21 protein-coding genes are annotated in these 21,643 nt (G+C 56.3%); all 21 read right to left on the reverse strand.

What is annotated here, in order from left to right; translation table 11 throughout:
* Position 1: 1 nt before the first annotated feature.
* The 21 genes from E3Z29_RS01745 to tssK all read right to left on the reverse strand — a co-directional run bounded on the left by E3Z29_RS01745 (position 2) and on the right by tssK (position 21,643).
* Complete coding sequence (locus E3Z29_RS01745) at positions 2-850, reverse strand: type IV pilus biogenesis/stability protein PilW (protein ID WP_134784996.1); 849 nt, start codon at positions 848-850, stop codon at positions 2-4.
* Positions 837-1,385: a hypothetical protein gene (locus E3Z29_RS01750; RefSeq protein WP_134784997.1), complete on the reverse strand. Its 549-nt coding sequence runs from the start codon at positions 1,383-1,385 to the stop codon at positions 837-839. Before E3Z29_RS01750 ends, E3Z29_RS01745 begins: the two co-directional genes overlap by 14 nt.
* Positions 1,386-1,404: 19 nt before the next feature.
* The gene (locus tag E3Z29_RS01755) at positions 1,405-1,776 is read right to left on the reverse strand and encodes a hypothetical protein (RefSeq protein WP_134784998.1); all 372 of its coding nucleotides are present in this window, start codon (positions 1,774-1,776) and stop codon (positions 1,405-1,407) included.
* 4 nt (positions 1,777-1,780) lie between these two features.
* On the reverse strand, positions 1,781-2,236 hold the full coding sequence (locus tag E3Z29_RS01760; RefSeq protein ID WP_134787536.1) for a hypothetical protein: 456 nt from the start codon (positions 2,234-2,236) through the stop codon (positions 1,781-1,783).
* An 89-nt stretch (positions 2,237-2,325) separates the two neighbouring features.
* The gene (locus E3Z29_RS01765) at positions 2,326-2,784 is read right to left on the reverse strand and encodes a cell division protein (RefSeq protein WP_134784999.1); all 459 of its coding nucleotides are present in this window, start codon (positions 2,782-2,784) and stop codon (positions 2,326-2,328) included.
* Positions 2,785-2,886: 102 nt separating this feature from the next.
* Positions 2,887-4,014, reverse strand: a complete 1,128-nt coding sequence (locus tag E3Z29_RS01770) for a lysozyme inhibitor LprI family protein (RefSeq protein ID WP_256662064.1) — start codon at positions 4,012-4,014, stop codon at positions 2,887-2,889.
* Positions 4,015-4,114: 100 nt separating this feature from the next.
* Entirely contained in the window at positions 4,115-4,498 is a 384-nt protein-coding gene (locus E3Z29_RS01775; protein ID WP_134785001.1) for a hypothetical protein, read from the reverse strand.
* Positions 4,499-4,526: 28 nt separating this feature from the next.
* Positions 4,527-4,730 (reverse strand): hypothetical protein, encoded by a 204-nt coding sequence (locus tag E3Z29_RS29545; RefSeq protein ID WP_256662065.1) that lies wholly within the window; start codon positions 4,728-4,730, stop codon positions 4,527-4,529.
* A gap of 273 nt (positions 4,731-5,003) precedes the next feature.
* Positions 5,004-5,759, reverse strand: a complete 756-nt coding sequence (locus tag E3Z29_RS01785) for a hypothetical protein (RefSeq protein WP_256662066.1) — start codon at positions 5,757-5,759, stop codon at positions 5,004-5,006.
* 58 nt (positions 5,760-5,817) lie between these two features.
* Positions 5,818-7,182 carry a lysozyme inhibitor LprI family protein gene (locus E3Z29_RS01790; protein WP_134785002.1) on the reverse strand — a complete coding sequence of 455 codons (1,365 nt, stop codon included), beginning with the start codon at positions 7,180-7,182 and terminating at the stop codon, positions 5,818-5,820.
* A 20-nt stretch (positions 7,183-7,202) separates the two neighbouring features.
* Positions 7,203-7,664: a hypothetical protein gene (locus E3Z29_RS01795; protein ID WP_134785003.1), complete on the reverse strand. Its 462-nt coding sequence runs from the start codon at positions 7,662-7,664 to the stop codon at positions 7,203-7,205.
* Between the two features lie 7 nt (positions 7,665-7,671).
* On the reverse strand, positions 7,672-8,097 hold the full coding sequence (locus E3Z29_RS01800) for a hypothetical protein (protein WP_167734071.1): 426 nt from the start codon (positions 8,095-8,097) through the stop codon (positions 7,672-7,674).
* A 314-nt stretch (positions 8,098-8,411) separates the two neighbouring features.
* Positions 8,412-8,930 carry a hypothetical protein gene (locus E3Z29_RS01805; RefSeq protein ID WP_167734073.1) on the reverse strand — a complete coding sequence of 173 codons (519 nt, stop codon included), beginning with the start codon at positions 8,928-8,930 and terminating at the stop codon, positions 8,412-8,414.
* A complete protein-coding gene (locus tag E3Z29_RS01810) occupies positions 8,866-9,300 on the reverse strand; it encodes a hypothetical protein (protein WP_134785005.1) in 435 nt (144 codons plus the stop codon). The genes E3Z29_RS01805 and E3Z29_RS01810 overlap by 65 nt, the downstream gene beginning before the upstream one ends.
* Complete coding sequence (locus E3Z29_RS01815) at positions 9,297-12,029, reverse strand: hypothetical protein (RefSeq protein WP_134785006.1); 2,733 nt, start codon at positions 12,027-12,029, stop codon at positions 9,297-9,299. The genes E3Z29_RS01810 and E3Z29_RS01815 overlap by 4 nt, the downstream gene beginning before the upstream one ends.
* Before the next feature lie 51 nt (positions 12,030-12,080).
* A complete protein-coding gene (locus E3Z29_RS01820; protein WP_134785007.1) occupies positions 12,081-14,123 on the reverse strand; it encodes a type VI secretion system tip protein VgrG in 2,043 nt (680 codons plus the stop codon).
* Positions 14,124-14,151: 28 nt separating this feature from the next.
* The gene (locus E3Z29_RS01825; RefSeq protein ID WP_027610390.1) at positions 14,152-15,153 is read right to left on the reverse strand and encodes a serine/threonine-protein kinase; all 1,002 of its coding nucleotides are present in this window, start codon (positions 15,151-15,153) and stop codon (positions 14,152-14,154) included.
* Positions 15,150-15,878: a PP2C family serine/threonine-protein phosphatase gene (locus tag E3Z29_RS01830; RefSeq protein WP_027610389.1), complete on the reverse strand. Its 729-nt coding sequence runs from the start codon at positions 15,876-15,878 to the stop codon at positions 15,150-15,152. Before E3Z29_RS01830 ends, E3Z29_RS01825 begins: the two co-directional genes overlap by 4 nt.
* Complete coding sequence (gene tssM, locus E3Z29_RS01835) at positions 15,878-19,417, reverse strand: type VI secretion system membrane subunit TssM (RefSeq protein ID WP_098966299.1); 3,540 nt, start codon at positions 19,415-19,417, stop codon at positions 15,878-15,880. The genes E3Z29_RS01830 and tssM overlap by 1 nt, the downstream gene beginning before the upstream one ends.
* A 13-nt stretch (positions 19,418-19,430) precedes the next feature.
* On the reverse strand, positions 19,431-20,306 hold the full coding sequence (gene icmH, locus E3Z29_RS01840; protein ID WP_003229559.1) for a type IVB secretion system protein IcmH/DotU: 876 nt from the start codon (positions 20,304-20,306) through the stop codon (positions 19,431-19,433).
* 5 nt (positions 20,307-20,311) lie between these two features.
* Complete coding sequence (gene tssK, locus E3Z29_RS01845) at positions 20,312-21,643, reverse strand: type VI secretion system baseplate subunit TssK (protein ID WP_007962327.1); 1,332 nt, start codon at positions 21,641-21,643, stop codon at positions 20,312-20,314.

Here is a 21,643-nt window from a genome sequence, read left to right on the forward strand (position 1 = left end):
TTCAATTTTTCATTCCCTGAATTGCGGATCGCTCAACTACGCGTCGAGGTATTTTCTGCGCCTTGCCGTCGGCGCTCATCGCGTCGCGGTACTGGCTGTAATAGCGTTGCGCTTCGTCTTTGCGATCAAGGCGCCAGAGTGAATCGGCGATGTTCAACATCAGTACTGTGCGTTTACCGACGGCCTCAACGCCGCGATAAAATTTCAGCGCCAGCTCATCTCTACCGCCCTCGGCTAGATAAAAACCCAGGTCGTTGTACGCCTGAACATTTTGCACCGGGGGATAGCACGCCATGTAGGATTCGGGACTCAAAAAAGTCAGACCCGATTCGATGGAGTCAGCGCGGGACTGCGCAGCGTTGATGGTCGAAATATATTTCAGCCAGTCTCTTGGGGACTCCGTTTCCAGGGTAGGCGTGAGGACTTCGCCATCTTCCGAAAACCACTGATTGCCCACCCATTTGCCGAGACAAAAACGAGGGGAACGCTCGGCCAGCACGCAACCAGTTTCCATGGAGATCACATCGCAATGCTGTTGCGACTCCAGTTTTTCTTCACCATTTTCAAGCGACAACATGCCGAACACGACGGGGTCGAGCAGCAAGGTTTTCTTGTCAGGACTGAGCCAGTCCGGGTGTCCGTCGGCGCCGACATCGGCACTGAAGAGCGGGAAGGTTTTGCCGTTGGCGGTGAACCATGCGGTCGCCGAATCCACACCGGGCATCGTCCATTTTGTCGCTCTAAACGTCACGGTGTGTCCGTCGATGCCGACTATCGGTGGGTCCTCGGCAAAGGCACTTGTGGCGGCAAGAAAGCTGCCGATCATCAACACCCACTTAAGGCTGGCCATAGACGATCCTCTTCACCGCCGGGCTTTCTGACATTAGCTGTCTCTTCGTAACGCCATAGGCCTTGATCAGCTCTTCCCGAGATCCCTTCGAGCCAAAAGAGCGTTGGTTATTATCGAAGCTGTATTGCTCCAATCGCCCTGTTGTCGAGTAATACCCATGCCACTCCGCGCAGGCACCGCAACCGCCATATCCGCCTATCGAAACAAGACTGCCCTTGGTGCCTTCCACGCAATCCATCGCCACAACGACATTGCTCAACATCTTCGTCTTCGCACCGTCGGAAGTGAGTTGTGAAACTTTGCTGATATCGCGTCGAAGCACCTTGCTACCGATGTTGATGGTCTGGTCGGAGCAAACTGGGATAACGTGGGTTTCCGCATCATCCACCGTCACCGATCGGCAAGACGACACCAACACCACTTCAACACCGCCGCACTGCATGACATCGCGTTGGGTGTAAGCATCCGTCGGCGCGGCGAAGGCTGGGGAAGAGAACAACCATGCCAGCCCCCCGAAAAACAAAAACTGATTCATTAAGAAATCCTTTTCGCCGTTAACCAGCCTGTTGTTCCGCCAAGCACTTCGCATAGCCGTCCGCAAACTTGGCATCGAATGACAATGCCACTGGCTCCTCCAACTCCGCCGAGCTATTGAGCAATACACGGGTAGCCGGGGTGTATTTGATCCAGCCAATCGTGCCGGTGCCGTCGGTGTCGAAAAACAGCTGAGCGCGCACTACTTCACCGTCGTCCTCGTCGATCAGCAAATTGACCTTGTCCTTGCCGACATAACGAAACGGAAAATCGCTGCTCCTGACAAGCTCAGTAAGGTAGCCGTAGCAACTCCCTTCGCTGGCAGTCGCGGGCAGTGAATGAGGTAATAGCGAAAGCGCAATCAGCACAGACCGAATGAAAAACCGGTTCATCCACTCACTCCTCATCCATCGGCGGCGATTCCACGTCGGTCATGCTCAGCAGCCGAAACTCATTGTTCACAAACTCGTAGTAACGATCCCGATTACCACTTTCCAACGCATTCCCCTGCGCATCTTCTTCGCCGTCGAGCGTGATGCCGGACACGATGATCAAGCGGCTGTCAGGCTGGTAAATCATGCCGAACGTGCTGCCGTCGTAAGCATTGGGCAGACCGCCAAACACCTCACCGGTCTGGGCGTCCAGCACTTCGCCGCAAATGGCACTTCCGCCACAGCCGAGCCTGTGCAGGATGTAATGGCCAGCGAAGTTGACTTTGCCTTGCAGGGCTTTCGCTCGGTCACTGTCCATGACCGGGTTGTTTTGTTCTTGCGGCACCGGTGCATGGTTGGGGCCGGGAAACACGGAGGCGACCCTGTAGTCCTTGAAAGCTGGATCGGCGGCGGATGCCATCGAAGTGGCGGCTAACAGCAGGCTGCCGAGAAGAAGCGAAAATCCTTTCACGCTGTAACTCCTTCGTTACCAATATGCCCAGTGCGCATTTATTGAGCGATTTTTCGGCGGTCCTGGACATACAGCCAGATCAACGGCGGCAATAGCACGAGCAACGCAAAACCGTCGAGCCACAGGTGCGACCAAACCTGCTTTTGCGCAGACAGCCACATGTCCTGCGGCGCCCATAACAGGATGCCCGCGATCAACCAACCCCAGACTGCCGGGGCTTTCAAACGATTGCCCAAGTGCACCAGAGCGAGCATGTACAGCGAATAGCTTTGCAGCGTCGCGCCGAAAAGCGCGAGCCACCAGACTTGTTGTTCGTGGCCGGCGGCGGGCACCGCATCGGCGCCCCAGAATGCGAGTTCGAGAACTTGCAGATAGCCGTCGAGTAAACCGGAGTGACCGGCCCAGGTCAGGGTGAGGCCGGCGAGTGTGTGCGCGATTGCGGCGGCGTATAGCCAGAGTACTAACGCTGGGCGAAGGGAGATCGAGGGGGCTGGCATTCCGTGTCCTGAGCGCATTACTTGGGGGTGGAGAGTTTAAAGGAAAACCGGGGCAACCTGAAAAACCCTAACAACTTTCTAAGGTATGTTTTTAAGTCGCACTTATTCTTCAAGTGAGATAGCCATTTTCAGAGTAGATCCGTTCAGATAAACGATCGCTTCGCGCCCGTTAACATCGATAGGCGTAGGATTCTGAATCATTCCTTCATCACTGGCCTTCGCAATTTTCGTCAGCGTCTTATCCGCAACATTGGCACGCCAAACAGTTTCATCGCCATTCTTGAAATAAAAAATCGGCCTTGATTTGCTCCAGATTGGATTATAAATATTCCAACTAGCATCCGGCCCACCAACCGGCGCTATCGTTTCATACCCTGGGGTATGCGAATAATACGCTTGCAACTTTCCATACTCTCCACCCCAGCCGAATGTCAAACCACTTACAGCATTTTCATCAGTATTTGGCCACTGCTGAAACAATAAACTACTTTCAACCGGCGGCAGCTTGGAGCCGAGTTTATAAACCATCCCCCGCAACTGTTTTTTCGATAGCTGCTGTCGATAGTAAAACGACCCGTCCAGAATTCCCGCAAACCTTTTGCCTTCGTCGTTCGACCCCAGACTCAGAGCACCATCAAAGCCGATATCTTTCGCAATGGTGTGCAGTACTTGCCTGTCATTGCGATCAACGTACTCATAAAGATTGCCCCTGTACGCAATCATCGCTGGATCAAAATGCCCTTCAAATATGATGACATGCAACATGCCTGAGATTGTTTCGGCGGAGATTACAAATCGTTCGACAACCCCCTTTTCATTGGGAAGCCATGCTAAATCAACGACTTTCCATGAGCGCTCAAACTGCGTATATGGCTTATCCCCCAACATCAACTTAATGTCTTTCTGGATCGGCCTAGGCGCAATAGGGATCGGCGACAGAAACTGTATCTGCTGAGCATAAGCATCCTCTAAACACTCAACTGACTCACAAGCATTACGTTCCGACTCCAGCCAATCGCTTTCGATTATTTGAAAAGCCCGTCGACTCTTTAACGGCTTGAAAAACTCACTCAACTTTTCATCCATTATGGACAAAGATGGAGAATTACAAATTTTCTTTTCTACGTCCGTTGAAGCCTTGCCGCAATCGAAACTCGCGGAAAGTGCGAATGAACTAAAAAACAGAAGGGTTAACGATAAAAATCCTGGGAGTGAATATATATTTTTCATTGAATCCGCCATCAAAGAATTTTTTTAACAAGCGCCACATACTTCGCAAGTAAACCTTTGCAATACAACAAACACATCCTACTCATTTATTTTTCTCATTTTATTTGCCGCTAACCTGCCTGTTGGCCAGACACTTTGCATAGCCGTTGGCGAATTTGGCATCGAATGACAGTTCCACCGGCTCTTCCAGTTCAGCCGAGGTATTGAGCAACACTCGAGTGGCTGGGGTGTATTTGATCCAGCCGATGGTGGCGGTGCCGTCCGTATCAAAGAACAACTGGGCTCGCACCATTTCACCGTCGTCTTCATCAATCAGTAGATTGACCTTGTCCTTGCCGACATAGCGAAACGGGAAGTTGCTGCTCCTGACCATTTCGGTGAGATAGCCGTAGCAACTCCCGGCTTCGGCAGCTGCCGGAATGGCATAGGTGAGGGGCAACAGTAGAAGTGCATTCAGCATGGGCCGAATGGAAAAGCGGTTCATCCAATCATCCTTAATCAAACGGCGGCGATCACAAATCCTTGAACGTCAGCAGCCGGAACTCGTTGTTCACAAACTCGAAGTAGCGGGTTCTGTAACGGCTTTCGAGCTCATTACCCTGCGCGTCCTCTTCGGTATCGGCCGCAATGCCGGAAACAATGAGCAGACGGCTATCGGGCTTGTTCGACAGGCTGAAGGTATTGCCGTCGTGCGCGCATCCAGCACTTCGCCGCAAATGGCACTGCCACCACAGCCGACTCGGTACAGGAAGTAGTGGCCGGCAAAGTTGACCTTGCGTTTGAGTGCCTGTGCACGATCCTTATCCATCCTCGGGTTGCTGTGTTCTTGCGACACCGGTTCGTGATTGATACCCGTGAACTCTGGGGTGACGGTGTAATCCTTGAAGTCCGGGTCAGCGGCGAAAGCCACGGACGCGACAGTGGCCAAGAGGCCGCCGAGTAAAACTGAACATCCCTTCACGCTGTAACTCCGTTCGGTCTTCGCAGGCTTACTCAAAAGCTATGCTGCGAACCGCTGTTTTGATTTGTTCAAATCCTTCGGCGCTGATCGCCAGCGGGGTGGGCGAGCCTGACTCCGCCGAGCCGATCAGCACGCTTTCGCCGTGCAGCAGGCAGAAAGCGACGCGGGTGATGTGACGTCGTGACTTGTCATGGAAACCGAAGATGAACCCCGAGGACCTCTCCCCACCTAATGCCTCAAAGGTGTATCCGTTTTTTGGCCCCGCCAGCGACGTCGGCTCCCAACCATGATCGGTCAGGGTCGCCGGGCATTTACGGTCGTTGCTCTCTCGCACTAGTTGCAACTCAATCGTGTCATCAAGCGCCGGCTTCTGAGTGGTGAGCGCGGAAAAGTTGTTGGTGTTTTCACACATGACACCGAACCAGGGCTGGCTCAAGTTTGTGGGCTTTTCGAAATTCCACTCATAACCCGTCGAGGTCTGAGCCTGCGATAAACGCGGGGCGCTAGAGGTTTCAGGCTGTTGTTTGGCCGCAATGAATACCAGATCAGGCGTATTGAACTGCAACCATTGATCTTTCGAGAGCGTCATTGAGAACCGGCAAGGTGTCATGTCGATCGCAGCTTCGGTTGGGCCTTGCGCGATCTGCGACTGACCCGACGCATTGCCCACCGAGGCAACAGTTGCGGCGGCATGACCGACCTGCGCGAAAGCAGCAACGCTGATCAGCAATACCCTCAGATAACGAGGTCTCACGAAACCCGGAATCGACAATTCATCAGGCACAGTTCCACTCACTTAGAATTTAACGGCAAAGAATCGCGACACATCCGCGCTCCGAGTTTCAAATGCAGTGGCTCGCCTTGATCGGCTCTGGACCTTGCGACTTCAATCGCGCCACGTTGTCGATGCTCAACCGGTGACCTTTATCAGCCGCCATTTGATAACAGGCTAACGCTCGGGACATATCCTTTGTTCCCAACTCGCCACCCTCAAAGGTAGAAGCCAGATAACTCATCGCCTCTATGGAGCCCATGTTGATTGCTCGAATGACCTGCTCTTCTGCCTGCTTGGGATGGAGGCAAGGACCGTCGTAATCGGTGGAGTTCCCCATACAAAAAAACGAGGCATAACCTAATGCACCACTCGGCGTCTTTGACGCGGCTTTGAACAACGCCTCAACTTTGCTGGTTTCCAGCTGGGACGCCATCTGCGAAAGGCTCAGTCTTGCCGCTGACTCGCTCGCCTCTGGATCACCCGACTCTGCTGCGCAGACATAATTTTCCAGAGACGCTTCAATCAACTCCACAGTTAGACGGTACTGCTCAAGAAACCCTAGCCCTCCTAAAGCCTCGGCACGTTGTTCGCAGAAGTTCTCGGCGCGGCTCATTCCGGGTTTACGTGTTGCGACAAGATCATTCTCGCTGATCGACCAGTCTTCGACGCCCTCAAGTACCCAACATGCCTGACGTGAGAAGTTGAAGATTTTTACATTGCTGTTGCCCGCCCGCTTATCGATCACGTTGACGTGACTGTCATCGACCTCTTCAATCTCGACTCCCGGTGTCTTGCCGGGTGTGATGGCGGCCATCAGCGGATAGGTGAAGGAAGCTCCGCTGACGCCCGAGGTCGAAGGCTCAAAGGTACTACGGTCCTTACCTGCTACCGGCTTCAACACAAGCGACTTGACCGTCATCGCAGTGAGACGGCGTTGTGATTCGCTGTTGGCGGAAAACGCTGTAAGGAAAGCTGGGAATTCCTCTGAAGGACAGGCGTGGTTGACCGGCGCCGTCGAAGTGCTCTTGTCGGATGCAAGAGCAGGGACGATCTTGTCCAGATACGCCGAGCGCTCACGGCTCATTCTGGCGATACACGAGTTGACCGCGAACACATGTGCCGGCACCCCCGTCTCGATCTCGAATGCCTCCAAAGGGCAGTTCGCATCGCGCAACTTCAGCCATGCACGTTGCGATTCTTTAATCTTCGCTGCGTACTCCGCTCCCAATGCCGGATCCGCTCGATAATCAGACTCAAGCCGCGCCATCAATTGCTTGTAGATGAGGTTCAACTGCGTATCGGCAGCCTTCTTCGCCGCCTCCGAGCAGGGCACCATTTCCAGGCTTGAGCTGACATGGCTGCAGTCATCCTGCGCGTACACCGCTGAGAGTGGCAGCAGCACGGCCAGCAGGGTAAAAACAAAACGTTTCACTGTGTTCTTCCTTGAGTCATTCAGGCTTTGCGTTTGGTGAATCGGGTGACGCATTGCTTGGGTATGTTCATTTCCCAGTAGGTGCTGAGCAACGCTTTACGCTTTTTGTCGACACGCAAATTAACGAAACCATCGCCGCAGTCCGGCTGCAACTCTTCGAACGTGCCGGTTTTGACTTGGTAAATGAACACCCGGTAGTAGTCGTAAGTACCCATGCCGTCATCAAGCTGCCAGATCGCGAAATCCTGGGCGCCGTCGAAATTGAAATCGTCGAACTGCATGTGGAGTTCGTTTACGGCTTCAAAATCGACCGTCCGCGACTCGTTATGCGTTTCGCCTTTAACCGCGACGTTCAGCGTGGAGCCTTTGAGAACCAGCGTTGTTTCAACGCCTTGGGTTGGGCTGAACTTGTTCGTTTCCGCCAGCATTGGCATCGTCCACAGCAGGCCGAGCAGTGATATTGCTAGAGCTTTTGATCTCATGTTCGCCCTACTCCCACTCGCATCCGGATTCCAAAGAGGAATCGACGCTGGTGTTATTTCCGAAATAGTAAACCTTGCCGTTGGACTTCTTCGTGTACGTCATCGAGACGATCTGCGTTCCTTGAGTCACGAGCTCGTAGGTCCCTGAGACCTTGCCACTGATGACTTCAGACCAGCTTCTGGTGCTCTGCCAAGGGGCATCGGCGCCGAGCATTTCGTTCTGGGTATCCGTCAACACAACGGAAATTGGCTCGCTGGACTTGGCGTACTTTACGAAGCCGCCAGACCATTTGCTGGAGGCATCGTAAAAAATACGGAATTCGAACTTCACCGGACTCGTTTCGGATAGTTCGAAGCAGAGTGATTCGCGGGTGACTGCGCTGTGGGCGGCGAAAGGAAATAACGCCAAAAAACCAAAACATAACTTATTCATATTTATCGAAATTCGTTAACCACGGTCGACTTCCCAAGCAGCCAATGCAGTATTGCTGTCGACGAGCGAAAAATTTATTTAATACCGTCATCAGAAGTTAAGAACGTCGAGCCAAATAATTAAATCCGCCCCTTTCGCATTAGTAGCGACTATGAGTAAGGGAAATATAGGAGATACGGGCGGGCGAATTGAACCAAAGTAATCCGCCCCCTTCTTCGTAAGGGCCTAAATACTCTCTCTTACGCTGCCGCCCTACTCCCTTCTGAAAGGCTTCTTATTTCAAATCTACCAATAACCGAATAGACCTCAACGCCTTACTTTACTCTTTCTATTGCCCTTGAAGGAATTAGATGCTCTTTGCCTTGACCTTTCATCATCGCGATATAACTCTGATAGTACTGCTTCGACTTGACTTCATCACTACTCCACAAAACGTCCGCAATATTGAGTTTGAGAACCACGCGTTCAGGAGAGACGGCTTCAACTTTAGAAAGCAAAGAATAAGCAACTTTGTTAGATCCAGCCTCTCCCAGAGCAAAGCCAAAATCATTATAGATTCCGGAGTTAACTCTCGACACCGGAGCCTCCTCCCTTAATAACGAGTCAAGTCTCTCTTGCGTCAGATAATATTTGAGAGCTTCATAATCTTTATCTTTAAGTCTCACCAGAACGATATCATGAGACAACTCCAAAGAATCTTGTCTAGCTCCGCGAGCGGTCTCTTTTAGTTTCTTTGAGGCAAGCGCTCGTGTTGAATACCAAAAATAATCACCCCCCCCCCTCTTCCAGGCTTCCTTCATACCCAGAAATAGATGAAGCAAGCTTCTTGTCATTTACAAGACTTCGTATTTCTTTATCGCTATAAACGTAGGAAACAAAATCTGTCCCTTTTAAGTTGACCCCAGGGTGCAGAACAACCCAGCTACACGTAAAAACAAAAAAAGTGTTGCCCGCGCTGACCGTGTAAGCATCATGCAACTGTGCATCTCCCCCCTCATGCTCGCAAACATCTGGAAATTGAGTACTTCCTTTCCCCGCCACTAGCAACTCGCCACGGAGTGTTTGATTCCCTTCAGATCCCACATAATAAAATCTGGCGCTTTGAGACAAACCAAAAACAGGATCGAGGTTTACTACTTTCTCATCAGCAATAACGGATAAAACAGGAAAAACAAGCGACAAAACCAAAATTACAACTTTCATAACCCCATCTCCTCCGCAACCATGTCTTTCAACAACTTGAACAAATTAATACGTTCTTGAAGCCCGGTAGTTCCGCCGTTAACCTTTATAGAGATATCAGAAACATGGCCATCAATATCTGACATCGTTCTCAGGGCCAGAGAATCATCAATAGCTTGATTTATCTTAAACATCGACCACCAAACAAAGGCAGATTCAACTCCATATTTTATGCTTTCCATTATCAAATCTGGATTAGCAACAAAATCCTGAGGATCCGAAGGGTCAGCTTGGTTGTGAATTTTTGTATATTGGCGATAATTATACTTACCCGTTAGCTGTATCACCCCACGACCACGATATTTATACCCTTCGCCACTAGCCTCATTACCGTTATCATTCCTATCGGCATATACATAGCTGCCAAGCTTTACAGGATTATGTGCGTACGTCTCAGGCTCACTCCAAAGCTTTGGCCGTAACCTAGGCAGAACTTTGCACTCGTCCGTTGACGCCTCATATCCTTTTGCATTATTACGACAGCCGAATTGTTTTCGCATGCCAATGGCAGTGTAATTCAAATCTTCAGAGGTAACTTTAAATCCATTCTCATGGCCCACCTGAGCTAAGAAATGCGCGACCCTCAGAGGACTATCAACCTTATAAAGCGCGGCATACTTATTTAGATAAGGCAATATCTCTTCGCAATAGGCATCCGTAATGCTAGGCTTGGCCGCCTTCAACATTGCTTGAGTAATTAACTTACGCGCTGACTTCCCAGAAAAATTTCCAATAAAACCTATAGGGTGAAGATGCCATAACTTTTTACTATCGATGCCGTACTTACCCGCCAGTTTGTCTAACCACCCCAAGCGTTTGATTCGAACCTTTTCCTCTTGCCAAGCTATATTAGGCTCAGAATCAGTGTGCCCCATCACTTCATCTAATGCGTTCCATTTTTCGCTCTCATAAAACCACTCGCTCTCGTACTGAGTAACTATCTGAGAAATAGGCTGAGAAAACCAAGGCTTCTTCAATGCTTCTTTTATCTCATCGGGCGTAAGTTTTTTATCTCCATTCCTGTCGAGAATTTTATATAAGCGCTGTTTCGCCGTCCCATCTTCAGCATTATCGATATTTGGTGAATAAGTGGCTTGCTCCTCTTCACTGAGGCTTTGTTGCGCATGAAGAAAAGCAGACAGATGGTCCACGTTACTTCCTGTCTCCTCTATGAAGCTGAAGCCTTCCCATTCAAAGGGAGAATGGCGTGACAGAGCAGTATCTGGCTCTGCAAACCAACCGCTAATTTCATTCCCTTCAGCATCACCTAGCAATCCATCCAAACGCCACCAAAGCGTATAGGTGGTAGATCCCGCCATAACAACAGGCGCCTTTATCTTTTTCTCCGCCGGTAGCGCCTCCAACACCCCGACAGGAACAAAGAAATCATGACCAACAGTTTTGTGGGGATCTGTCACGCGCGGAGGGTTTGTTGCGCTCATTCCTTGGGAGTGCGTGACCAACACGCTGCCTTGGGGAATTTTCACAAGTGTTTTTTCGACTGCTGGCAATCCTGCAGCTTTGTCCTTGCTCAGGACAGTGAATGCCTTAACGTCTTCGCAGCTAAATACCTCAACGTGCAGCAGATTTTTTGGGGCCGAGTCCGAATGGTTTTGATACTTCCCTACGTGACCGATCAGACTTCCCGCCGAAATCGGGATTGGAGTTGTCAGAACATGTACAGCGTCCTTTTCAGCTGGCTCACTTTTCGCTTCAAGTTGCCCCTCCCAGACATACCCAAGCACCTCAGCCGCTGCCAAGGGCGGGACAGCATTCCCACTAACGATCTCCAACAATTTTTGATATTTGCCGCGCGTCCCGTCGTTCCCGATTTTAACTTGAGTACCGTGGGGCAAAATTGCTTTTGCAGCACCTGATTGGCTTGCAGAGGCGCGGACAACGAGACCTTTCTGAGGCGGATTCATCGGGTCTTTTGCAGCGGTGCCAATGACGTAAGTATTAGGTGTCGAACCCGCCGTCATTTCTGTTTTATAGACCCAGCCTGTACCTGGCGTCAGATCGGTACTAGGCGGTGTAACGCTCACGACCTTCAGCCAACCATCCTCTTCCTCACCTGTCTGAACAACCGTACCGCGAGCCAAAACCGTTAACACGGTACCGTAGCCTGGCTTTCCGCGCCGCTCCAAACGCACGCGCAAACCAAGAATTTCGTCGTCGGCGGTTGCTTTGACCTGCAACGTGCCGCCACTCCAAAACGCTGGGCGCGACAGTGCTGGGGCTTCTTCGTAGTTTTTCCACTGCAATAGGTGCATGTAAAGGCTGAAAAACGTCAGGCTGGGGCCAGGAGCTGCTGCTACTGATTGGGCTCCGGCAGTGGCTGGAGGAGCAGGAGGTACCGGCACTTCCAGACGATGCTTGATCAGAACAAAACCAGTCGAGAACTCGGACTCTGCCGTACCGTAGGCCGATTTCGGGTAAGTACTATCAATACGGTAAGCGACTACTTCACCATCCGCGATGCACTTGACTTCCGCCAAATCCGGCACCAAACCCGAGGCTTCGTCGAAATGAACACCACCATGCCAAAGACCATTGGCACCCAACGGGTAGAAACCATCTTTGGCCTTGGCTAGAGCTTTGTAGAACTGCTGCGGATCTGTCGCCCCGGTCGCCCCTGCTTTTAATGGATACGACCATTTTTCTATTTTCTTGCTGGTTGTCTCTGTCATTACCAATTACCTGAATTCTGATCCCTGGTGGCTTGGATTGCCGTCAATGTCTTACCCGGAAAAATTGAGCATTCGTTTCGGCTTGCGTTTGATTTTTTCCTCAGACGCATTCCCCAACGCCTGATCCATCAAACTCCCCGCCTTATCCTTATCCGCCGCCCCCGGCAGCACCGGCGGTTTAATCCCGATCCCAGTCCCACTCCCCGGCGAGCCACCCGCATTAATCTTCACCACCGGCCCAACCACCGTCACACCACCGCCATCCAGCTTGATAAAGCTCCCACCCCCGAGAATGGTCAGCTCCGTCCCCGCCTCAATAACAATCTTGTCCCCAGCCTTGAGGTGAATCTCTTTCCCCACGCTGGTGAGCTGCGCCGTACCCAGCTTCACATGCTGGTTCTGCCCAACCGTCAGATGATCATCCAGCTTCGCTTCGATCTTGCGGTCGCTGATGGTGGTGCGGTGTTCTTCAGCCTTCAGCTCGGTGTAGGTGTTCTTCACCACGGTGTCGTGACGTTCATTCCCGACCCGAATCTTCTGGTCGTGCTCGATGTTCTCGTCCCAGTCGCGCTGGGCGTGGATGTAGATTTGCTCCGCGCCTTTTTTGTCTTCGATGCGCAGTTCGTTGTAACCGCCGCCGCCCGGGGAGCTGAGGGTTTTGAACACGCTGCGGGTTTTGTTGGCCGGCAAGGCGTACGGCACCGGGTTTTCCTTGTGGTACAGGCAGCCGGTGACGAGGGGTTGGTCGGGGTCGCCTTCGAGGAAGGTGACGAGGACTTCCATGCCGATGCGCGGAATGCTGATCGCACCGTAGCGGTCGCCGGCCCAGGAGCTGGAGACGCGCAGCCAGCAGCTGGTTTTGTCGTCGGCGAGGCCTTCGCGGTCCCAGTGGAATTGCACTTTGATGCGGCCGTATTGGTCGCAGTGGATTTCTTCGCCTTTGGGGCCGGTGACCATGGCGGTCTGGCTGCCGAGCACGCGCGGTTTCGGGTGTTCGAGGGCCGGCCGGTAGAACACGTCCCACGGGGTGGCGAGGAAGGTGTTGCGGTAGCCCTGGTGGAAGTCGTCCTTATTGTCGGTGGTGTCGCTGGTCACGCCTTCTTCGAGGACTTGCGGCTGTTTGCCTTCGTGGAAGATTTCGGTGAGCAGCCACAGGTCGTTCCACTCGCTGCGCGGGTGGTCGGACATGGCCATGAAGTGGCCGCTGACCAGTTTGGTCTGGTCGCCGCGACCTTCGGCCTGGCGGTAGTCGGCGCGGTGGCGTTCGAGGGCGCGCTGGCTGAGGAACTTGCCGCGCGCACGGTCGATGAAGCGGCCCGGGTAGTCGTAGTCTTCGAGATCCGGTTCAGTGCTCTCGCCATCGGGTTTGTACGCTGCTTCCATTTGCAGGCGCGGTTTTTCGAAGTCGTAGTCGCGGCGCGTGGTGCGGCTGGTGCGGGTTTCCAGGCGCAGTTTGAAGCCTTTGATCACCGGTTCTTCGGCGACCATGCCGCTGCCCTGTATGTAGGCGGTCGGCTGGCCGAGGTCGGGGAACACGGTCTGGTCGTCGCCGAACACCAGCAGGTGAGCCTTTTCGCTGTGCTGGAAGTGGTAGTGAATACCCTCCTCTTCGCACAGGCGCTGGACGAAGTGCAGGTCGGTTTCGTCGTACTGCACGCAGTAGTCGCGATCCGGGCACGGCTGGCTCAGTTGGAAGCTGTAGGCGTTGCCCTTGATCCCGTGTTCGTCGAGGATCAGCGCGATGATTTTCGGCGCCGACATCTGCTGGTAGATGCGCTGGTTGGTGCGGTGATGCAGGTATTGCAGCTGCGGCACCAGCGAGACCTTGTAGCGGGTCAGGCGCTTGCCGGCATCGCCCTGGGCGACGCGGTAGATCTGCCCGTGGATGCCCGAGCCCTGTGGATCGAACGCGAGGAACGCCTGCTTGTGCAGGAGTTTTTCCAGGTCCAGATCGGGGTTTTCGCTGACCAGTTCGAGGTCGAAACGAAACGGCTGGCTGATGCCTTCAGTGCCGGTGAACGACAGCACTTGCAGGTCGCCCACGTAGTCTTCGACCTTGAGGCTGAAGTGGGTTTCGTTAGCTGGGTTGAACATAAAGCGCTCCCTGTTCGAATGTCGTCCGTTACGCCCGAAGTCGCAACCGTTGCAGCCAGGACGAAGTGGCGCCCAAGGCGTCACGCAATTGGTCGGCAGTGATGGTGCGTTCTGCCGCATTGAAGCTCAGCGCGGTTCGCAGCGCTGGCCAGCCGTGTTTCGGTAAGTTCGCCGGGGCTTGCAGCTCGCGCTCCAGGTGCTCGTCGCGGGCCTGGGTCGAGGGCAAGCGGCGGAACGGGTGTTTGCCGCTCGCCAGTTCATAGATCACGCAGGCCACGCCGTACACGTCCGCGCTGGCCGACAACGGTTGGCCCTCAAGCAGTTCGGGGGCGGCGTAGCCCGGCGTCCAGGCGTTGAAACGCTCGCGGCTCAGGTGCGGCAGGCCGGGCAACACGCCCTCGTCTGCCTGACCGAGACCGAAGTCGAACAGGCGCAGGCCGTCTTCGCTGAGCATGACGTTGCTCGGTTTCATGTCACCGTGCAGCACGCCGCGACGGTGGGCGTAGGCCAGCGTATCGAGCAGCGGCAGCGCGATGTCGCGCGTTTCTTTCCACGGCAGGCCGAGGGGCCGCTCGCAGAGCAATTTGTCCAGGGTCAGGCCACGCATGTATTCCATGGTGATGAAGGCCCGCTGGCAGTCGGTGTCGACTTCAAAAGTGTGCGCACGCACGACGTTGTCGTGGCGCAGGCGTCGGGTCAGGGCGAACTCGCTGTAAAGCAAGGCACTGGCGTCCGGCGATTCGGCAAATTCTTCGCTGAGGATTTTCAGCGCAATGTAAGGGTCGGGATCGCCGAACTGTTCGTGCAGCAGATCCCGTGCCCGATAGACCGCGCCCATGCCGCCCGCCCCGAGCAGACGCTCGAGGTGGTAGCGGCCGGCGAGTACGTCCGGCAATGCACCGATGCTGGCCTTGGTCGGCGCCAGCAGCGGCTCGGCGTTGTTTGCCTTGGCGAAGGCGAAGTAGGTCAGGTTGCTGGCCTGCTCTTCGCTCATCAGCAAGTCATCGACTGAGGATTCGATTTCAGTCATTGGCGGATCACCACGGCAGTCAGGTTGTCCCGGGCGGCGCCACGCAGGGCGCCGTCGAACAGACGTTCCAGCGCCACATGCGGCGCGCTGAGGCTAAGGGCGTTGCCGAGGGCATCGCTGCTCAGGCCCTGATACAAACCATCGCTGCACAGCAAAAACGCATCGCCCGGATAGACCTCGAGTTCGAGGACATCCAGGGTCAACTGTTCGGCGGCGCCGACGGCTCGGGTCAAGGCCTGAGCCGCCGGGTGCGCTGCCGCCTGTTCGACGCTCATCTGTTGCTCGTCGATCAGTTGCTGTTGCAGCGAATGGTCTTTGGACAGCTGATACAGCCGCTGCCCGCGCCACATGTAACAACGGCTGTCGCCGGCCCAGATGCAGGCCGCGCGATTGCCTTCCACCAGCAGCGCCACAACGGTGCTGCCCATGATGCTGTCATGGCGTCCGGCGGTGACCGTCAACTCCTGCCCCAAACGCCGATTCAACCAGTGCAGGCACTGGCGGATGGCTTTGAGGCGTTCGTCGAAGTCCTCGTGCTGCGGCAGTTCAGCCAGGCTGGCGACGATCAACTGGCTGGCGATGTCGCCACCCTGATGACCGCCCATGCCGTCCGCGACCACCCACAGCCCCTGCTGTGGCGAGTCGAGGAAGGCATCTTCGTTGCGCGCCCGCACCTTGCCCGGGTCGGTACGCGCCGCGCTGCGCCAGGGACTGGCCACCAGCATCAGAGCTGCACCGGCATACGGAAGGTGCGCAGCACGCCCATGTCGAACGGGTTCGGCGTGCGCTGGCTGGTCAGCAGGTAGTTGGCGCGCAGGCCACCCACGTCGGCTTTCAGCACCAGCACGTCGCGACCGGTCAGGTACTCGGTCTGCATCAAATCGAACAAACGGAACAGCGACCATGGGCCGGAGTTCTTCTCGATACCGATCGGACGCCCGGCCATCTTGTCCATCACCAGGCTGGTGCGACCGTCTTCAGCATCGGTCGGCCACTTGAACGTCATTGGCAGGATCGGACCGTGGCGGTACTCCATGGTCTTGTCGCCGAACTTGAACTCGGAACGGCTCACCGCCGGATCGAGGGTGTACGGTTCCAGTTTGAACTGCACGGTCGGCTCGGCCGGGTTGATCGAGAAGAAGCTCTGGCGAATCGTCAGCGCCGCCGCCATCTGGTCGAGGTACATCTTCGACACCGGCAGGCTGTGACCGTCGACGCTGCGCATCCGGTAGTTGCCCGGATCACCGCTGACGAACGGACGCATGTAGCTGTCGAAGAAGCGATCGACGGTGCCTTGAGCGCGGAAGAACTCGCGGAAGTCGCTGATCGCCACGTCGCTGGTGCTGCTGGCGCTGAACGGATAACGCTTGCTGATGGTTTTGCCATACACGCTGTACAGCTCGTTCTGATAACGGCCGTTCAGGTATTGGTAAGCGTCGTTAAGCACCAGGCGCCACGAGTCTTCGGCCAGCACGTTGAACCACACGCTCAGCGGACGCGGCAGGCGACCCGAGGCCGCACGCAGGTTGGTCAGCGCATCACGCTGGCCGCTCATGCGGGTTTTCGCCATTTCGAACGCGGCTTGTTCCGGCGTGCTGGAACGGGCCAGACCGGACAGTTGCAGTTGCAGGTCGTTGAGCGCGCTGATGGCCGGGGTCAGGTCTGCGGCCGGGCCGTTGTTGTCATCGAGCAAACGGTGCAGCGGCTCGAAGCGGCGTTGCAGCGACTTCTTCGCGGTGTCCGGCAGGCTTTTCGCCACGGCCATCGCCGAAGCCTTGTCCGCCACGGCAGACGCGAGTTTGCCGACCTTGCCCAGTTTGCCCTTCTGCCCTGCCAGTGCATCGGCGGCATCACCAGCTTCATCCACCGGATCGGCAGCAGCCGGGAAGCGCGTGTTTTCGCGCACTTCCGTGAGCAATGCCAGCACCGGCGAGTTGGCCGAAGTCAGGCCCGCCAGTTGCTCGGCGCCTTCACCGGCGTCGCTGATCGGCGGCAAGGCTACCTGGCCGACGGCTTCGCTCCAGTAGTTGGCGTAGTCACGGAAATACAGCTGCTCCAGCTCGACCATCAGGCGACGCAAGTCCATGTCGCTGATGCCCGCGCCTTCGCCCAGCACCCAGTTGTCACGCAGGATGTCGGTGACCAGCGCCGAACCCTGCACCGAGAAGTACTGCTGGTAACCCTGCTGGGTGTAGAAGCCCGGGATCACGTATTCGGTGCCGATGAACAGCGAGCCCTGCGGGCCGAGGTGTTGGCTGAAACGGTATTCCGGCAGGTTGCGCGCTTGCTCGCGGAGCATGCGGTAGACCACGGTGGCCAGCGATTCGGCGCGCAGCACCTGACGTGCCTGAGTCACCAGTTGATCGTTCAGCGGGTAGATGAACGGCTGCTTCAACAGGCGTTCGAGGTGGGTGTTCAGACCATTCTGCACCGCGGTGTTGCCGGTGTAGCGCTGCGACCAGTCAGTGGCGACCCAGTCCTTGAGCCACACCGCGTCACGACGGTCTTTCATGTTCAGCATCAGGTACGCACGCAGGCTGTTGAGCAGCTTGTCGCGGTCCTTCATGTTGGCGCGGATCTGCCCTTCGAGCATCGTCGCGACCCGTGGCAGCAATTGCGCTTCGAGCTCATGTTCGTAGGCTTGCTTGACCACCGGATTGACGTCTTCGCCCTGATACAGACCGCCACGCTCGTGGTACGAGACGTCGCCCTTCTTCGGGAACACCTGAGTCGCGGCGTAGCTGGTGTCGAGGGTTTTCAACACGCCCATCGCGTCATCACGCGGGGTCAGCGCCGAACGCTGCTGAGTCCAGTTCTGCGCCAGCGTGCGCAGGTTTTCCAGACGCTCATAGTTGGCCGAGAAACCACCGGCCCAGAGCATGCCGAACAGCGCCAATGCCGCCAGTGCGCCAACGTACAACGCACGCTGACCCCAATGGATGCGGCTGCGCTCGCGTTTGTCGAGGCCGGCCAGATCCGACTCGGGGAAAATCACCCGACTGAACAGATGATGGATGAAGCGCGAACGGCCACTGCGCAGGGTCGGCAGCACGCCGGCATTCATGCCGAGGTTGGCGCCGATGCCGGCGGTGGTTGCGTCCATTTCCTGCGTCAGGTGCGGAGCACTGGTCAGGTAGAAACCCCGCAGCAGCGACGCGCGCTGGTAGCGGTTGCCAGTGAACGCCATGTCGACGAACAGGCACAGGCGCTCGCCGATCTGCCCCAGTTGATGCGGGAAGTCGAGGATGCGGCCACGGCGCTGGGTATCGCGCTCGGAGTGCATGCGCATGATCACCTGATTGTTCAGGCGCCGCAGCAGTTCTTCGAACTCGCCGCGCAGTACCGCGACGTCGGTGCCGACCTGATCCTTGCGGAAACTGGTACCCAGCACCTGATCGCTTTCTTCGCGGGTCAGTTGATCGAAGAACTCGTCGAAACCGAGCAGCTTGTCCGCCTTGCTCAGCACCAGATACACCGGCACATCGACGTGCAGTTTCTGATAGACGTCTTGCAGACGGCCGCGCACCTGGCGCGCCAGGGTGTCGATGTCCTGCTCGCTGCCACCGATCAGCGATTCCACCGGAATGGTCACCAGCACACCGTTCAACGGACGCCCGCGACGACGCTTGCGCAGCAGTTCGAGCAAGGTGGTCCAGGCACTGCCGTCGACTTCCGCGTCCGGCTGGGTGGTGTAGCGCCCGGCTGTGTCGATCAGCACACCGTGATCGGCGAAGTACCAGTCGCAATGACGGGTGCCGAGGGTGTCGCGGGTCAGCTTGCGGTCGATCTTGTTGATCGGGAATTCCAGCCCGGAGAAGTCCAGCAGGCTGGTCTTGCCGGAGGCCTGCGGACCGATCAGCAGGTACCACGGCAAATCGTTGCGCCAGCGTTCGCTGCGGCCGCGATACAGGCTCGAAGTCTTCAGGGTTTTCAGCGCGTCCTTGAAGCGCGCCTTCAACTCTTTCTGCTCTTCTTCGATCAGCTCGTCACGACGGATGCGATCCTGACCGTCTTCGGTTTCTTCGACGGCTTTCTTGCGGATGCCCGCGCGCCAGCTGACGAAGACCATGGTCAGGCCCCAGATCAGGAACAGCACGGCGATGGTCAGCAGACGCGAGGTCGCGCTCTCCCAGAACTTGTAGTCATCCACCGCCAACAATGGGCCGACGAACCACACCAGCAGTGCCACGAACAGCACCAGCAGCAGGGTCCAGACCCAGGTCTGGCGCAGGAAGGCGCCGACTTTCTTGAAAAACTTTTTCATCACACGTCCCTGTTTACGGCTGCGACTGCGGTTGCACCGCGGCCGGATCAAGCGGCTGATAAGGTTGCAGAACGGTGTCGCGCTGCTCGCCCAGGACCCAGGCGAAGCCCGAATACATCACCACCAGGCAGACCAGCGTGAACAGCACCACCATCCACGCCGGCACGATGCGCACCAGGTTGCGGCGCTGGTCGTTGAGGCCTTCCCAGTGCGGCGACAACTCGCGCGGCACGTCGCCACGCAACTGACGGATCTGCCGGTACAGGGCGTCGCGGATGCCTTCAAGCTCAAGCATGCCACGGGCCTGCACGCGGTACTTGCCCTCGAAACCAAGGGACAGGCACAGGTACATCAGCTCGAGCATCGGCAGGTGTTTGACCGGGTTCTTCGACAGCCGATCGAGCAGCTGGAAGAACTTCTCGCCACCGAACGTCTCGTTATGGAAGCTGCTGAGCAGGCTCATCTGCGACCACTCGCTTTCGTTGCCCCACGGCGTGGTCACCACAGCTTCGTCGACCACGGTGCAGAGCACGTAACGCGCAGCCATCACCTGGCTGCTTTCGGCGCCGTTGTGCAACGCGCGCACTTCAAACAGCTTGAGCCCGGCGGTCAGGCGCTCGTTGAGCGCGTAGAGGTCTTCGCGGGTTTCGCTGTGCTTGAGGCGCACCACTTCCGAGAGCAGTTCGGACGACGCCGCCACCAGCGAATTCAGGCTGATGTTGAACGCCTCCGCCGGGCGCAGGCGCGCGGCGTAGATCATCCGTTCTTCCAGTTGCTCGAAGCGCGGCGGCGCGGCGAAGTCGGTCAGCGGACTGGCTGCCGGTCCGTGGCCCTGACGATCGAGCAGGACGGTTTTGTCGTCCTGGTTGTAATCCGTTTCCTTGATCATGTCGGTCAGTTCCTGATGGCCCAGAATTTCAGTTCAAGCTCGGCGAATTCGCCGGACACGTGGAACGCGAAGCCGCCGGAGCGCTCGAGTTGCGCCAGGTCTTCGGAACTGAGTTCGAGGATGAAGTAGGTTTTGTTCGAGTGGAACGCGATCTGCCGCGGGGCCACCGGCAACGGTTTGACCTTGATCCCCGGCAAGTGCAGGTTGACCAGTTGGCGGATACGCTCCACCGGGCCGACCTTGAGGTGCGCCGGCAAGCGGTGGCGCAGTTCTTCGGAGTCGCAGTTGGCACTTGCCGCCAGCACGAACGATGCCGAGCCGAGCAGTTTGTGGTCGTGCAACGGCGACACGATGATGCCGTACTGACGCGCTTGCAGGATCAACTCGATGGCGTGCTGTTCCAGCACCATCGACAGCACCTGACGAATCGCTTCCATCAGTTTGCGGAAGCTCGCGCCCTGATCGGCGTGGGAATAGCGGCTGTCCAGACGCGGGCGCTTGCTGTCGCTGGAGAAGGTCGCCAGATCACCGAGCATGGTCAGCAGCGTGCGGTACAACTCTTCCGGGTGCACCTGCTCCAGACCGAGGTAGTGGCGCAGCAGCAGTTCGGTACGGTTGATCAGTTGCAGCATCATGAAGTCACCGACTTCCGCGCCACCGACCTTGCCGTTGGAGCGGATCCGCTCGGCAATCGTGTCGCCCCGGTGGTTGAGCATGCTGATGACTTCTTTGAGGCACGACAGCAGATAGCTGGAAGCATGAGCCTGGATGTAGGTCGGCACGAAATCCGGATCGAGGCTGATCACGCCGTCCGGCGTGGTGTCGAGCACGTCGCAGATCTTCAGCTTCACGTAGGCCTGATCGCTCTGCTGCTCGCCGAGCAACAGTTTGAAGTCCGGGCGGCCACAGCTGACCTGGCTGGCGGAATCATCGCCGGCGTTGGAGTCGGCCACTTCGGCGTCGTACGCGGTGTAACGTGCGAGCACGTCGGACTGCTCCGGGCGGCGCGCTTCGATGTGGTTACCGGTGACCAACGGCAGCGCCAGGTAAATCGGCGTGTTACCGGTGTTCGGCGGCACGTCCAGCGCCAGCGGCTCGGTGTTGCCGCCGAGTTCGAACAGGCTGCCGTCCGGCAGGATCCCCGAGGCGGCACTGATCACCAGTTTGCCCATGTTGAGGAACTGCAGGTCGATCTCCAGATTGAGGAAACCCCAGGTGTAGCCACCCAGCAACTGGGTGCGGGTTTTCATCTGGTGATCGTAATAGCGATCGTTGTGCTGGAAGTGCTGCGGCCGCAGCAACATGCCTTCCTGCCAAATGACTTTATGGGTATTCAT

Origin of the sequence: Pseudomonas sp. S150, from assembly GCF_004526365.1 — a bacterium.
GTDB lineage: Bacteria > Pseudomonadota > Gammaproteobacteria > Pseudomonadales > Pseudomonadaceae > Aquipseudomonas > Aquipseudomonas putida_A.